At 65.9% G+C, this 14,006-nt stretch carries 12 protein-coding genes and 1 riboswitch; of the genes, 9 read left to right on the top strand and 3 right to left on the bottom strand.

What is annotated here, in order from left to right; all coding sequences use genetic code 11:
- Positions 1 to 19 precede the first annotated feature (19 nt).
- Together ACRECS_RS25200 and ACRECS_RS25195 are read left to right on the top strand one after the other, a co-directional pair.
- Positions 20 to 1,792: a vWA domain-containing protein gene (locus tag ACRECS_RS25200; RefSeq protein WP_431585721.1), complete on the top strand. Its 1,773-nt coding sequence runs from the start codon at positions 20 to 22 to the stop codon at positions 1,790 to 1,792.
- A 179-nt stretch (positions 1,793 to 1,971) separates the two neighbouring features.
- On the top strand, positions 1,972 to 3,174 hold the full coding sequence (locus tag ACRECS_RS25195; protein ID WP_431585720.1) for a tetratricopeptide repeat protein: 1,203 nt from the start codon (positions 1,972 to 1,974) through the stop codon (positions 3,172 to 3,174).
- On the opposite strand, the gene ACRECS_RS25190 is transcribed toward ACRECS_RS25195, so the two are convergent.
- A complete protein-coding gene (locus tag ACRECS_RS25190) occupies positions 3,171 to 4,064 on the bottom strand; it encodes a LysR family transcriptional regulator (protein ID WP_431585719.1) in 894 nt (297 codons plus the stop codon). The two genes, ACRECS_RS25195 and ACRECS_RS25190, sit on opposite strands and share 4 nt — an antisense overlap.
- A 156-nt stretch (positions 4,065 to 4,220) precedes the next feature.
- Between ACRECS_RS25190 and ACRECS_RS25185 the strand changes: the two genes are divergently transcribed.
- Positions 4,221 to 5,213 (top strand): aldo/keto reductase, encoded by a 993-nt coding sequence (locus ACRECS_RS25185; protein WP_431585718.1) that lies wholly within the window; start codon positions 4,221 to 4,223, stop codon positions 5,211 to 5,213.
- 82 nt (positions 5,214 to 5,295) lie between these two features.
- Complete coding sequence (locus ACRECS_RS25180) at positions 5,296 to 5,700, top strand: (R)-mandelonitrile lyase (RefSeq protein WP_431585717.1); 405 nt, start codon at positions 5,296 to 5,298, stop codon at positions 5,698 to 5,700.
- A 13-nt stretch (positions 5,701 to 5,713) separates the two neighbouring features.
- Here the strand turns inward: ACRECS_RS25180 and ACRECS_RS25175 are convergent, their stop codons facing one another.
- A complete protein-coding gene (locus ACRECS_RS25175; protein ID WP_431585716.1) occupies positions 5,714 to 6,613 on the bottom strand; it encodes a LysR substrate-binding domain-containing protein in 900 nt (299 codons plus the stop codon).
- A 93-nt stretch (positions 6,614 to 6,706) separates the two neighbouring features.
- Between ACRECS_RS25175 and ACRECS_RS25170 the strand changes: the two genes are divergently transcribed.
- The 4 genes from ACRECS_RS25170 (at position 6,707) to ACRECS_RS25155 (ending at position 9,849) form a co-directional block, all read left to right on the top strand.
- On the top strand, positions 6,707 to 7,240 hold the full coding sequence (locus ACRECS_RS25170) for a lipocalin-like domain-containing protein (protein WP_431585715.1): 534 nt from the start codon (positions 6,707 to 6,709) through the stop codon (positions 7,238 to 7,240).
- A gap of 48 nt (positions 7,241 to 7,288) precedes the next feature.
- Positions 7,289 to 8,026, top strand: a complete 738-nt coding sequence (locus tag ACRECS_RS25165; protein WP_431585714.1) for a class I SAM-dependent methyltransferase — start codon at positions 7,289 to 7,291, stop codon at positions 8,024 to 8,026.
- Positions 8,027 to 8,266: 240 nt separating this feature from the next.
- Positions 8,267 to 8,512, top strand: coding sequence for a hypothetical protein (locus tag ACRECS_RS25160; protein WP_187762119.1), 246 nt, complete (start codon positions 8,267 to 8,269; stop codon positions 8,510 to 8,512).
- A 17-nt stretch (positions 8,513 to 8,529) separates the two neighbouring features.
- The gene (locus tag ACRECS_RS25155; protein WP_431585713.1) at positions 8,530 to 9,849 is read left to right on the top strand and encodes a L,D-transpeptidase family protein; all 1,320 of its coding nucleotides are present in this window, start codon (positions 8,530 to 8,532) and stop codon (positions 9,847 to 9,849) included.
- Positions 9,850 to 9,906: 57 nt separating this feature from the next.
- Here the strand turns inward: ACRECS_RS25155 and metE are convergent, their stop codons facing one another.
- A complete protein-coding gene (gene metE / locus ACRECS_RS25150) occupies positions 9,907 to 12,201 on the bottom strand; it encodes a 5-methyltetrahydropteroyltriglutamate--homocysteine S-methyltransferase (protein ID WP_431585712.1) in 2,295 nt (764 codons plus the stop codon).
- Positions 12,202 to 12,320: 119 nt separating this feature from the next.
- Positions 12,321 to 12,546, bottom strand: a riboswitch (cobalamin riboswitch).
- A gap of 155 nt (positions 12,547 to 12,701) precedes the next feature.
- Here metE and ACRECS_RS25145 point away from each other — a divergent pair.
- Positions 12,702 to 13,808 carry an ABC transporter ATP-binding protein gene (locus tag ACRECS_RS25145; RefSeq protein ID WP_431585711.1) on the top strand — a complete coding sequence of 369 codons (1,107 nt, stop codon included), beginning with the start codon at positions 12,702 to 12,704 and terminating at the stop codon, positions 13,806 to 13,808.
- Positions 13,809 to 14,006: the final 198 nt, after the last annotated feature.

The following is a 14,006-nucleotide window of genomic DNA, read 5'->3' as shown; positions in this document are numbered from 1 at the left end:
GTCACCAGGGAGACTTTCTATGCCCCGCCTACACCATGCGATCGCCACCGGGCTGGTCGTCATGCTTCTTGCGTCCTGCAACAAATCCGGCGTCGACGGGACACCCGCGACGGCCTCCGCCCAGGCGCCTGAAACGCCCGATACCAATGACGCGGTTGCGGGCATCGTCGTGACCGCCCAGCGGCAGAACGCCGAAACACGCGCCGACACGAAAAGAAGTGCGGACATGATGGCCTATTCGGCCCCGCCGCCGCCCGCACCGCCACCGCCTCCCATGGCCATGGCAAGGATGGCGATGAGCATCGTGCCGAGTCCCATATCCCGGATCGAGCCGAACCCGTACCCGCCTTATTATCGGGATGTCGGTCGCGACAAATTCACCACCACGGCGCAGAACCCGTTCAAGCTGGTGCGCGAAGAGCCGGTCTCAACCTTCTCGATCGATGTGGACACCGCCTCCTATTCCTTTGTCCGCGCCTCGCTCAACCAGAATGTCCTGCCGCAACCGGCGGCGGTGCGGACCGAGGAAATGGTCAATTACTTCCCCTATGACTATGCCGCGCCACGTACCGCGCAGCAGCCGTTCAGCACCAATGTCGCGGTCTTCCCCAGCCCATGGACGGCCGGGCGCAAGCTCGTGCGGATCGGGATCAAGGGCTATACGATCCAGCGCACCACGCGGCCGCGCGCCAACCTGGTGTTCCTGATCGACACATCGGGGTCGATGAACGCCCCCAACAAATTGCCGCTGGTCAAACAGTCGCTCGGCATGCTGCTCGATCAGCTCGACGGCGACGACCGGGTCGCGATCGTCACTTATGCCGGCACCGCGGGCACGGCGTTGCAGCCGACCCCGGCGAGCCAGAAAAGCAGGATCCTGGCGGTGATCGATCAGCTTGGCGCAGGCGGCAGCACCGCGGGCGCGGAGGGTATTCGCCAGGCCTATACGCTGGCCGAAGCCAATCTCGACCCGAACGGCGTCAACCGGGTGATCCTGGCGACTGACGGCGACTTCAATGTCGGCATCACCAACCAGGAAGAGCTGAAAGGCTATGTCGAGCGCGAGCGCGGCAAGGGCGTGTTCCTGTCGGTGCTCGGCTTCGGCATGGGCAATTACAATGACGCGATGATGCAGACGCTGGCGCAGAACGGCAATGGCGCGGCCGCCTATATCGACACCGCCGCCGAGGCGCGGAAGACATTGGTCGATGAAGCAACCTCGACGCTGTTCCCGATCGCCAAGGACGTGAAGATCCAGGTCGAGTTCAACCCGGCAACCGTCGCCGAATATCGCCTGATCGGATATGAGACGCGGATGCTCAACCGCGACGATTTCGACAATGACAAGGTCGATGCGGGCGATGTCGGGTCGGGCCAGACGGTGACGGCGATCTATGAAGTCGTGCCGGTGGGCGGGCCGCGCGCGATCGGCGACCTGCGCTATTCGAAGCCCGCACCGGTAGCAGCCGGAGGCAGCGAATATGGCTTCGTCAAGATCCGCTACAAGCTGCCCAAATCGGAGACGAGCCGGCTGATCTCGACCCCGATCGACCGGCGGTCCGAAACCGGCCGGTTCGAGGATGCACCGCAGGATGCCCGCTTTGCGAGCGGCGTCGCGGCCTTTGCCGAACTGCTGCGCGGCGGCCGCTACAACGGGTCGATGAGCTATGACGATGTGCTGAAGATCGTCACGGCGGCGCGGGGCGAGGATGGCTTCGGCTATCGCTCCGAACTGGTCCAGCTGGTGCGCGCGGCCAAGGCCGCAGGGCCCATGGCCCGGCTCGAGCGGTAACGGCGGCTGTATCGACTGCGCGATCGGTTGCGGCCGATCGCGCATTCGACCCGCCCGCAATTGCAGTTATAAGGCTGGCAGATGCTGTTCCCGTTCCCTTGCCGCGCCAGGCCTTTACCGCCGCGCCGCGCTTTCCCCGAAGCGCGCCGCACGGCGCGCCCGGGTCATGGGAACCGCGCATGAGCAACGACGACGATATCGCCACATCGCTCCCGCAACCGCCGCCACCGCGGCCGGCGCGGCGCGATGCAGCGATCGAGGAAGCGATGCGGCGTTTCGATTCCGCCGGCGACGCGCTTCACCCGGCCGGGCGACAGAGCGAGACGGCATCGACGCCGTGGTGGGCGCGGATCAATCGCCCGCAAATCGGCGCACTGGTCACTGTCGCCCTGGTTGCGGCGATCGGCTTGCCGATCCTGATGTCGGGCGACCCCCGGCTTCCCATCGCCAACCATGCACCGCCAAGCGCGGCACAAAAGCCGGCAAAGCCGCCCCCGGTCACCGCGCCGCCGGTCAAGCCGTCGCCGCCGACCCTGGCCGTCGCACCACCGTCGCCGATCGTGTCTCCCGGGACAGAAGCGGCACCGGTGGTGGTGCCGCCGATGGTCGCCCCCGTCGAGCGCAACGATGCCTGCCTGAACGGCGCTTGCGTCGATGGAATCGCGGTTCGCGACAATGCGGACAGTACCGGGGTCGTCGCGCCCCCCCCCTCCGCCGAGGCGCAATCGACGCAACGCTTCGCACCATCGCCGCAACCCCAGGCGAAAATGGAATTCCGGCGCGCGCCTGCCTATTCGGACCGCAATGCCCGGGCTGCGGGGCTGGTGGCGCCTGCTCCGCCACCGCCGCCGCCTCCGGCGCCGGTAGCCGATATGGCGGTTTCCAGCGAGATCATGGTCACTGCATCACGGGTTGACGCATCCGTCGACCGGCGACTGGCGCGCAAGCGAGCGGATCGCGGCGACTGGAATGCGTGCACGGTGAACGACCCGGGCCATGATCTCAGCGCATGCAGAAAACTGGTCGATGCCGGCAAGCCGGGTGCCGCAGGGCGTGCCGCCGCTTATGTCGCGGACGGGCTGTCGCGGGCCTGGCAGGATGATGCGGCCGGCGCGATCGCGGCATTCGACCGGGCAATCGAAGCCTCACCGAAACTCGCCTTCGCCTATCTCAATCGCGGGCTGGCTTATGAGAGCCTGGGCGACACGGCGCGCGCGCGCGCCGATCTCGACCGGGCGGTGCGCTACGCCCCGAACGCAGCGCGCAATTATTACCAGCGTAGCCTGTTGCATCGGCAGCGCGGCGAGGTGAAACGGGCCGAAGCGGATGAAGAACGCGCGGTCGAGCTGGATTCGCGCTACACGGCGGTCATCGCCCCCTAACCGCGATAGCGCAGCGCCTCGACCAGCACCGCCAGCCCCGGCGACATCTGACGCCGGCTCGGATAGTAAAGATAATAGCCCGGAAACGGCTCGCACCATTGCTCGAGCACCCGCACCAGCGTCCCTGCAGCGAGCGCCGCGGCGACCTGATCCTCGGGTACGAAGGCGATACCGAAGTCGGCGACCGCCGCCGTCTGGATCATCGACGAGCTGTTGAAGATCAGCGGCCCATCGACCCGCACGCGCACCTCGCGCCCGCCGCGCCCAAGTTCCCAGGCATAGAGCCCGCCGGACGATTGCAGGCGCAAATTGATGCAGCGATGCCGGGACAGGTCCTGCGGCGTGCGTGGCGCCGGGTGGCGGGCGAGATAGGCTGGCGCGGCGACTGCCGCCATGCGCAACTCGGGCCCGATCGGCACTGCGATCATGTCCTTGTCGAGCCGCTCGCCAAGCCGCACCCCGGCATCGAACCGGTCGCTGACGATGTCGGCGAGCCCGGCATCGACATGGATCTCGATCGTCAGGTCGGGATAATCGGGCAGCAGCCGCTCGACCGCCGGCCACAGGATCGACCGCGCGGCATGTTCCGCCGCGTTGATGCGGATCGTGCCCGCCGGCTTGTCGCGCAACCGGCCGAGCGCGGCGAGCTTCGCATCGATATCCTCGATCGCCGGGCGCAGCGTCTCGATCAGCCGCTCGCCGCCCTCGGTCGGCGCGACGCTGCGCGTGGTGCGGGTGAGCAGGCGAAAACCGAGCCGCGCCTCGAGCCGGCGCAGCGTGTGGCTCAGCGCCGATTGCGACACGCCAAGTTTCGCCGCGGCACGGGTGAAGCTGCGTTCGTCGGCGACCGCCAGGAAGGCGACCAGGTCACCCAGCTCTTCACGCCGCATCGAAACTCTCCATCGTCACGCGGTGTGCTGTAGCTATTCATGAATGAGGATCATAGCTTCATGCCGATTTTGCAGCCTAATCGCATGACCGTGCAAACCCTAAATAAGCCGCGAACGGGACGGCATCCGCCGCCGCGCGCAGCAGGAGTACAGGACATGCAGCAGCGTCAACTCGGCCGAAGTGGCCTGGAAGTTTCGGCAATCGGCCTTGGATGCATGGGCATGAGCGCGTCCTATGGACCACCGCACGACGTACCCGAGATGATCGCGCTGCTGCGCGCCGCGGTCGATCGCGGCGTGACCTTTTTCGACACCGCTGAAATCTACGGCCCGTTCATCAATGAAGAGCTGCTCGGCCAGGCGCTGTCTCCGGTGCGCGACCGGGTCGTCATCGCGACCAAGTTCGGTTTCCGGCCCGGCACCGATCCGCGCACCGCGCCGGGCGTCAACAGCCGGCCGGACAATATCCGCGCGGTTGCGGATGCGTCACTCAAGCGGCTGAAGACTGATGTGATCGACCTGTTCTATCAGCACCGCGTCGATCCCGAGGTGCCGATCGAGGATGTCGCCGGCACGGTCGGCGACCTGATCCGCGAAGGCAAGGTGAAGCATTTCGGCCTGTCCGAAGCGAGCGTGCAGACGATCCGCCGCGCGCATGCGGTGCAGCCGGTCACGGCCTTGCAGAGCGAATATTCGCTGTGGTGGCGGCGGGTCGAAGCGGAGATCATCCCGACGCTGGAGGAACTGGGCATCGGCCTGGTCCCCTATAGCCCGCTTGGCCGGGGCTTCCTGACCGGCGCGATCAATGCGACGACCCAGTTCGGCAGCGGCGATTTCCGCAATAATCTGCCGCGCTTCACGCCCGAGGCGCGTACCGCCAACCAGGCGTTCGTCGACCTGCTGAGCGAGGTCGCCGGCACCAAGCGGGCGACGCCGGCACGGGTCGCGCTGGCGTGGCTGCTGGCGCAGAAGCCGTGGATCGTGCCGATCCCGGGCACGACCAAGCTGCACCGGCTGGAGGAGAATATCGCCGCCGCCGAGCTCACCCTCAATGCCGAGGATCTGCACCGCATTGCCGAGGCCGCGGACGCGATCACGGCCGCGGGCGAGCGCTATCCCGACCGGCTTGAAACGATGACCAACCTGTAGGCGACCGCAATCAGCGGGAGAAAGTGACACTGCGGCCTGTTACCATCGTGCCGACCCGCCGCTGAACTCACGGAGCAAGATCATGGACATCCAACGCAACGGATCGACGGAGTCGGCCAGAGGGCCGGCGGACTATTTCACCGGCACGGTCCGGATCGACGCGCCGTTCCAGCGCGCGGCACCCGCGCGGGTCGGCGGGGCGACGGTCACTTTCGAACCCGGCGCACGCACCGCCTGGCACACCCACCCGCTCGGCCAGACTCTGATCGTCACCGCCGGTCTCGGATGGGTGCAACGCGAGGGCGGGCCGAGGGAAGAAATCCGCCCCGGCGATATCGTGTGGATCCCGCCGGGCGAGAGACACTGGCACGGCGCGACCGTGACCACGGCAATGACTCATATCGCGATCGCCGAAGCTCAAGACGGCCGAGCGGTTGACTGGTTGGAACCGGTCGACGACGCGCAGTACGGCGTACCGGGCAGCTGACCGGCCGGATCGATCACCCCGGTCCGGCGGCTCCGGCCCCCACCCTGGCGATCAGGACGTCGCCGACGAAATCGTAGAGCTGCCGCGCCGCTGGCGGCAATGCCCGCCCGCCATCGTGCAATGACAATGTGAAGGGTTCGCCGGTCGGATCGGGCAACCCTTCGGCAGCACCAATTCGGCGCAATGTGGCGGGGAGCCCGACTGTGATCCGCAGCGTCACGCCGAGCCCCGCCTCGACCGCCGCCCAGATGCCCTGCACGCTGGGGCTGGTCAGCACGACACGCCATGGGATGCCGCCCTCCTCCAGCGTCGCCAATGCGCGCTGGCGAAAGAAGCAAGGCGGGTCGGACAGCACCAGCGGCAGCGGATCGCCGGCATTCCATGCCAGCTGCCCCGGTCCGGCGCCGATCCAGGTCGCCGGCAGCCGTTCCAGCACCAGTGCATCAGCGCGATTGCCCTGATTGATTGCCAGCACGAGATCGAGCTCGCCGCGATCGAGCCGCTCGATCAGTGCGCGGTTGCGATCGACCACAGCCTCCAGCCGCGCTGTCGGCAGTGCGCGATTGAACCGGCCGAGCACCGCCGGGAGCCAGCTATCGGCAAAATCGCCGGGCAGTCCAAGCCGCACCGTGCCGCTTGCCGCCAGCCCGTTGATCGCGACCAGTGCCTCGTCGTTGAGTTCCAGGATGCGGCGGGCATAGGCCAGCAGAATTTCGCCCGCAGCGGTTGCGACCAGGCCACGTCCCTGTTTGCGGAATAATGTCTGGCCGATCTGCTCCTCGATCTTGCGGATCTGCTGACTGACCGCCGATTGCGAGCGGCCGATCCGGCCGGCGGCATGGACGAAGCCGCCAAGCTGCTCCGCCAGCACCAGGGTGCGCAGGACATCCATGTCGAGATTGGGTGATTGCATTACTTCATATTATCGAAAGCATCAGATCAAAACTATCGAATTTTTGAAAGCATTGCGCGGCGCTACGACAATGATCCAACCAGCGAGGATCCCATGTTCAAGCTTATGCCACCACCCCGCACGATTGAAGTCGCCGCCGCCGCCGTGCTCGCCACTGCCTCACTGTTCGCCTTTGGTCAGCCCACGACTGCGCGCGCAACCGTGCCTCCGCGCGAACTGGTCGGCAGCTGGACGCTGGTTGCCGCCGATGTCCGCCACCCCGATGGCAGCATCGGTCGAGACTATGGTGAGGCGCCTAAGGGCAGCCTGATGATCGACGCCCGTGGGCGCTATGCGCTGCTGATCTACAAGAGCGAACGCCCCAAATTTGCCTCGGGCGACAAGGCCAAAGGCACGCCCGAGGAATATCGCGACACCGTGCTGGGGATGAGCACGCATTTCGGCACCGTCGCCGTTGATGCGGCGACAAAGACGCTGACCTTCACGATCGATCAGGCAAGCTTTTCCAACTGGAACGGCGCGAAGCAGCAACGCCATTATGAGCTGAAGCGGGGCGAGCTCAGCTATACCGTCGAGGCACGTCCCAATGGCGATGTCCCGATCTCGATCTGGCGGCGAATTGCCTGAGCGGCCCAGCCAGCTTTGCCCTTCCGTACTTCCCCAAAGGACGACTCAATGACCCCGATCCACCGCATGCTTTGCATTGCCGGCGCTCTATCGATTTCACATGGCGGCGCTGCCGGGGCTCACGCCATGCCGCCCCATATGCCCGCGCCGGCCGATACTGCCCCGGCGGCTCCCGACCGCAAACCCTATGAGATGGTGGTCTTCGCGAAGATCAAACCCGGCCAGGTCGTGATCGATTACCTGCCGGGCAAAGGCTATTTCACCCGGGTGTTCAGCGCCGCAGTCGGCAATCAGGGCAAAGTCTATGCGGCGACACCGCAATTCTACATCGACCGACTGAAAGGACGCCCCTTGCCCCCGGCCGTCTCCGCCGAGAACGGATTCAGCAACGTCAGCGAGATTGTTTCCGGCGATGACATGCTGAATGCGCCGGCGCAGGCCGACCTGGTCTGGACCTCGCAAAATTATCACGACGTGCATAACTGGACCGGCGCGGCAGGTGTCGCGCGGCTCAACAAGGCCGCCTTCATGGCGCTCAAGCCCGGCGGGTTTTACGTGGTGCTCGATCATGCCGGCGCAGCCGGGCTCGACGCGGACGGCATGGCGAAACTGCACCGCATCGACGAAGCGCTGGTCAAACAGGAGGTGCTGGCGGCCGGTTTCGTGCTCGACGGTGAATCGCAGGCGCTGCGCAACCCCGCCGATTCACGCAGCACCAATGTCTTCGATCCCTCTATCCGCGGCAAGACTGATCAGTTCATCCTGCGCTTCCGCAAGCCAGGGTGACGGGGTTCGTCGAGCCCCGTCACCTTTGAGGATCACACAGCCACCGCATTTTCAACCCGTCTTATGCGTGGGGCGCTTCACACCACCGCTGCCGCACGGCCTTGGCAGTCATCGCGCACATCGCACAATTGATCGCTGAATGGATGACCTGCGCATCACGCCGGGCTCTGATTCGACCCGCCGGGGTGGGCGGACCCGCGTGCAGGAGCTTTCCGGCACGCGTTTAAAGGGATGAACTGTATGCGTTTCCAATCCATCATGCTGGCGGGCCTCGGCGCCATCACGCTCGCCGGCTGCGCCAAGAAAGAGGAAGTCGCAGCACTTCCGCCTCCCCCGCCGGGCGCAGTGGCCGGCAGCACTGCCGCTGACCGCGACGGCGACGGCATCATCGACGGCTATTACACCGCCGACGGCATCTATCACCCCAACGCCGTGCCGCAGCTCCCACCGCCGCCCGCGCCGACGCGTCGGGGGGAAAGAGGCTGATCGCTTCACTCCGGGGAATGCGGCTGCGCCGCATTCCCCTCTGCTTGCCCGCCTGCCTGATCATCACAACGATCGCCGCCGGTCCGGTCGCGGCCGCGCCGGCGCGTGCAGAACCGGCGCGCACAACCGCCAGGCCGACCGGCCCCGTCGCGCTCGCCATTCGCGAAGAAGCGGGTGGTTCGCTCAAGCGCTTTTACGCGGATCGCGGCTTTCGTCCGCTCTGGGCGCCGGGCGGCAAGATCGGGCGTCAGGCCGATACGCTGATCCGCTTCCTCAAATCCGCCGAACTGGATGGCTTAAAATCCTCCTCCTACGACACGGACAAGCTTAGCGACGCGGTCGGCGCGGCGCGTGGCGGCGATCCCCGTGCAGTGGCCCGCGCCGAGCTCGAGCTTTCCGACGCTTTTGCGCGCTATGTGCAGGATCAGCGCCGTGGCGGCGCACGGATGATCTATGCCGATCGCAAGCTGAAGCCGAAAAAGCTCCCGGCCGACCGCGTGCTGCGCGCCGCCGCCTTTCCCAAATCCTTTAGCGACTATGTCGCCGATATGGGCTGGATGAGCCCGCTCTATGTCCGGCTGCGCGACCTGATGGCGCGCGCCGAGAAAGCGGGCGCGTCGCAAGAAACGATGGAGCGGCTGCAGCTCAATCTCGACCGCGCCCGGCTGCTCCCCGGGCCATGGACCCGCCACATCGTAGTCGACGCGTCATCAGGCCGGCTGTGGTATTATGAAGCGGGCGAGCAGGTCGGCACGATGCGCGTTGTCGTGGGTGCGCAGGAGACCCAGACTCCGATGCTCGCCGGGACGCTGCAATGGGCGATCCTCAACCCCTATTGGAACGTGCCCGATTATCTCGCCGAGAAGAGTGTCGCGCCGAAGATACTCGGCGGCAAGTCGCTGACCTCGCTGCGGATGGAGGCGCTGTCGGACTGGGGCCCGTCGGCACGCAAGCTCGACCCGGCATCGATTGACTGGGCGGCGGTCGCATCGGGCAAGCAGGTACTGCGGCTGCGTGAATTGCCGGGGGCGGGCAATTCGATGGGACGGGTGAAATTCATCTTCCCCAACAAGGAAGGCATCTATCTCCACGACACGCCCAATCGCAATTTGCTGCAAAAGGATGATCGTCATTTCAGCAATGGCTGCATCCGCCTGGAAAATGCGGCGGAACTCGGCCGCTGGCTGCTCGCCAGGCCGATCGGCACCGGTTCGGGCAAACCGGAACAGGCAGTGCCGCTGCCGGCGCAAGTGCCGGTCTATTTGACCTATATCACCGCGACCGCGACCGATGCCGGCCTCGCGTTTCGCAAGGATGTATATGGCCGAGACAAGTGAGAGAGGGTTCGGCGGATATGCCCCCGGACGGCCCCAACACCGTCCGGGGACAAACCGTCAGGCGGCCGCGCGCAACTCCCGCGCGGCGGCAACCATCGCCTCGATTGCAGGACGTACTTCCGCCCATTTGCGCGTCTTCAGCCCGCAATCCGGGTTGACCCACAATTGCGCTGCATCGAGATGCGTGCGGGCGAGCTTCATCAGATCGACCATTTCCGCGACGCCGGGAACGCGCGGCGCGTGGATGTCATACACGCCCGGCCCGATCCCGCTCGGGTAGCGGTAGCTGGCGAAGCCGGCGAGCAGCTCCATCTGCGACCGTGCGGTTTCGATCGAGATCACATCGGTATCCATTGCGCCAATCGAGGGCAGGATATCGTTGAACTCCGAATAGCACATATGAGTGTGGATCTGAGTCGCGTTGCCAACCCCGGCGGCGGAGAGACGGAAGCATTCGACCGCCCAGTCGAGATAGGCCTGCCAGTCCTTGCGGCGCAGCGGCAGTCCTTCACGGAGCGCCGCTTCGTCGATCTGGATCGCCTTGGCGCCCGCCGCTTCGAGATCGATCACCTCATCGCGGATCGCCAGTGCGATCTGACGGCAGCTGGCGCTGCGCGGCTGATCGTCACGCACGAACGACCAGTTGAGGATGGTGACCGGGCCGGTCAGCATGCCCTTCATCGGCCGCACGGTAAGGTCCTGCGCATAGCGCCACCACTCGACCGTCATCGCCTTGGGCCGCGACACGTCACCGAACAGGATCGGCGGCCGCACGCAGCGCGAGCCATAGCTCTGAACCCAGCCGTGGCGGGTGAAGATGAAGCCGGAGAGCTGCTCACCGAAATATTGCACCATGTCGTTGCGCTCGAACTCGCCGTGCACGAGCATGTCGAGACCGACCTCTTCCTGCCAGCGGATCGCGCGTTCGGTTTCTTCGCGCAGGAAGCCTTCATAGGCCGCGTCGTCGATCAGGCCCTTGCCGTGCTGCGAGCGTGCCTGACGCACTTCCGGGGTTTGCGGGAAGGAGCCGATCGTCGTGGTCGGAAACAGCGGCAGGCCAAGCGCGGTCTGCTGCTCGGCCTGACGGACGGCATGACCCGAGCGGCGCTGCTGCATGTCCGGCGTCACCGCCGCGATCCGTGCCGCCACGGCCGCGTCATGGATACGCGGTGAGGTACGGCGGTTGGCGGCCGCCTGCGCCGATGCCGCGAGCGGTGCGGCGACACTGTCACGGCCCTGGTTGAGCGCGCCCTTCAGAACGCTGAGTTCCTCGATCTTCTGCACCGCAAAGGCGAGCCACTGCGCGATTTCCGCATCGATGCCGGTTTCCAGCGCCAGATCGATCGGCGTGTGAAGCAGCGAGCAGGACGGCGCGAGGATCAGGTCGCGGGTCGCAGCGATCGGCTCGAGCCGGTCGAGCAATGCCGGCAAATCAGCGCGCCAGATATTGCGCCCGTCGATCACACCGAGCGAGAGCAACAGGCTCTCCGGCGCCGCAGCGAGCACCGTGTCGAGCTGTTCCGGTGCACGCACCAGATCGACATGCAGGCCGGCGACCGGCAGCGACGTGGCGAAGGACAGATTATCCTCCAGGCCGCCGAAATAGGTCGTCAGCATCAGCTTTACGCCGCAGCGCGACAGCCGGTCATAAGCGAGAGTCAGCGCATCGCGCTGACGATCGCCGAGGTCGAGCACCAGGCAGGGCTCATCGATCTGCACCCATTCGGCGCCGGCCGCGGCCAGCTGGCTGAGCACGGCGCTGTACAGGCCGACGACCTGGTCAAGAAAGTCGAACGCATCGACGTCGCGCGTCTTGGCGAGCGACAGCCAGGTGACCGGGCCGAGCAGCACCGGGCGCGTCTCGAACCCTTGCGCCTTGGCTTCGCGATAGTCATCGACCGCCTTGGCCGAGGTGAGCGAGAGGCGCTGTCCCGCGACCAGTTCGGGCACCATGTAATGATAATTGGTGTCGAACCATTTGGTCATTTCCTGGGCGGTCTCGCCCGCACCATGGGTGTGGCCGCAGCCCGCGTCATCGCCGGTCGACCCGCGCGCCATCGCGAAATAGGTCGCCAGGTCAGCTGTGCCCTCGGCGGCGGCATAACGCTCCGGGATCGCCCCGAGCATGACGCTGGTGTCGAGTACATGATCGTAGAGCGAGAAATCGTTGGACGGCAGCCAGTCGGTGCCGAGCGAACGCTGCCGCGCCCAGGCGGCGGTGCGCAGGCCGGCGGCGGACTCGAGCAGTTCAGCTTCGCTCGCCTTGCCGGACCAGAAGCGTTCAAGCGCGAATTTCAGTTCGCGGCGCGGGCCAATGCGCGGGAAACCCAATGTGGCAATCGTGACGGTCATGATCTTCATACCCGATGAAGGGCGAAGCTCCGGGCACGGGCACAGGCACGTGCGCCCGGACCACCCGAACGGGGGCCTGGCCACGACATGCAAGCGACCAGCCCGGACACCCCGCCGGTGGACGTTATCGTGACGAGGCAGGTCTCCTGGCTCGCGGGTCGTCACGTCGGCCTGGCCTTCCCGGCAGCTTGACGCCGCCAGTGACACTCGATGGCCGCCGCTCGCCGCTTACAGTTGCGGGGGCAGCGCCGGCATTGGTCCTGGATCGCTCCGCGGCCGCACCGGCTTCCCGTCTTAGCTCCACGAACGACATGCTCGCGGAGAACCTCGACGCCCTAGCATCCCAGCGAATGGCCGCGGCGTCAAGTGAGATATAAAGATATCTTTATATTGTTATGACACTTCTTCGGCGCCCGTTGCTTCCCCGGTATGGCGCATCGCCCTGTAACCGGTTACTTGAGGCGCCTGCGACCGGCGATCAGCGCCGGCGGGAGAGGTTGATGGCGGACGTACGGCTGGTGCGGGCCTCGAAATCCTTCGGGACAACCGAGGTGCTGCGCGACGTGGACCTGGACATCGCGGACGGCGAGTTCATCGTGTTCGTCGGCCCGTCGGGCTGCGGCAAATCGACCCTGTTGCGGGTCATTGCAGGGCTTGAGGGCCTGACCCGCGGTGAGGTGTCGATCGGCGGCCGAACGGTCAATGACGTCGCCCCGGCCGATCGCGGCATCGCCATGGTGTTCCAATCCTATGCGCTTTACCCGCATATGAGCGTGCGCGAGAATCTGGCCTTTGGGCTGAAGCTGCAGCGCTTGCCCCGGGCGGAGATCGACGCGGCGGTCGAGGCGGCGGCGGCGACGCTCGATATCGGCCATCTGCTCGACCGCAAGCCGAAACAATTGTCCGGCGGCCAGCGCCAGCGCGTCGCGATCGGCCGCGCAATCGTGCGCAAGCCACAAGTGTTCCTGTTCGACGAGCCGCTGTCCAATCTCGACGCGGCGCTGCGCGTCCGCATGCGCTACGAATTCGCCGGGCTGCACAAGACGCTCGGCACGACGATGATCTATGTCACGCACGACCAGGTCGAGGCGATGACCCTAGCCGACCGCATTGTCGTGCTGTCCGCCGGCCGTGTCGAACAGGTCGGCACGCCCGCCGAACTCTATGCCCATCCCGACACGATCTTCGTCGCCGGGTTTATCGGGTCGCCGAAGATGAACCTGCTGCCCGCGACCCTGCTCGCCAATACCGCCGGCGGCGCGGTGGTCCGGCTGGCCGGAGGCGCAGAGATCCGCACCAACATCAATGCAAGCCTGGCGCCGGGGGCGGCCATGACGCTTGGCATCCGGCCGGAACATTTCATACGCGATGGTGAGGCCAATCGGGTCGAGACCGTGGTGCGCTTCGTCGAATCGCTCGGCAGCGCCCATTTCGGCTATCTCGATCTCGCTGGCCTGGAAGAGCCGCTGACCTGCGCGCTTGCCGAGCGGCCGGCGATCGGCTCGATCATCACCGTCAGCCTGCCGCCCGAGCATCTCTATCTGTTCGATGCGAATGGATCGGCGCTTGCCCGACCGCGCAGCGCATCGGCGCGGGATGCCGCCTAACGCACTTGGCGGGACGCCGTCCTGACATTCCGGGTCGAACCAGGCGCGATCGACAGTCGACCGGGGGCTGATGCGATGCGAGTCGCGGTCATCATCCGGTTCGATTTTCCGCTGTTGTCCGGAATAAAAAAAGCCACCCCTGTTATGTTGGATTTCGAGTGTCGATTTCCGGCCTGTTCCCAATGCGTTGGGAGCCCC

Origin of the sequence: Sphingomonas sp., from assembly GCF_050725575.1 — a bacterium.
In the GTDB taxonomy this organism is placed as follows: domain Bacteria; phylum Pseudomonadota; class Alphaproteobacteria; order Sphingomonadales; family Sphingomonadaceae; genus Sphingomonas.
This window is presented reverse-complemented; position numbering and strand designations above follow the sequence as displayed.

Bases quoted from the DNA above. Each gene is read 5' to 3' on its own strand.
- ACRECS_RS25200 (WP_431585721.1), top strand. From the start codon at position 20: ATGCCCCGCCTACACCATGCGATCGCCACCGGGCTGGTCGTCATGCTT.
- ACRECS_RS25195 (WP_431585720.1), top strand. From the start codon at position 1,972: ATGAGCAACGACGACGATATCGCCACATCGCTCCCGCAACCGCCGCCA.
- ACRECS_RS25190 (WP_431585719.1), bottom strand. From the start codon at position 4,064: ATGCGGCGTGAAGAGCTGGGTGACCTGGTCGCCTTCCTGGCGGTCGCC.
- ACRECS_RS25185 (WP_431585718.1), top strand. From the start codon at position 4,221: ATGCAGCAGCGTCAACTCGGCCGAAGTGGCCTGGAAGTTTCGGCAATC.
- ACRECS_RS25180 (WP_431585717.1), top strand. From the start codon at position 5,296: ATGGACATCCAACGCAACGGATCGACGGAGTCGGCCAGAGGGCCGGCG.
- ACRECS_RS25175 (WP_431585716.1), bottom strand. From the start codon at position 6,613: ATGCAATCACCCAATCTCGACATGGATGTCCTGCGCACCCTGGTGCTG.
- ACRECS_RS25170 (WP_431585715.1), top strand. From the start codon at position 6,707: ATGTTCAAGCTTATGCCACCACCCCGCACGATTGAAGTCGCCGCCGCC.
- ACRECS_RS25165 (WP_431585714.1), top strand. From the start codon at position 7,289: ATGACCCCGATCCACCGCATGCTTTGCATTGCCGGCGCTCTATCGATT.
- ACRECS_RS25160 (WP_187762119.1), top strand. From the start codon at position 8,267: ATGCGTTTCCAATCCATCATGCTGGCGGGCCTCGGCGCCATCACGCTC.
- ACRECS_RS25155 (WP_431585713.1), top strand. From the start codon at position 8,530: ATGCGGCTGCGCCGCATTCCCCTCTGCTTGCCCGCCTGCCTGATCATC.
- metE (WP_431585712.1), bottom strand. From the start codon at position 12,201: ATGACCGTCACGATTGCCACATTGGGTTTCCCGCGCATTGGCCCGCGC.
- ACRECS_RS25145 (WP_431585711.1), top strand. From the start codon at position 12,702: ATGGCGGACGTACGGCTGGTGCGGGCCTCGAAATCCTTCGGGACAACC.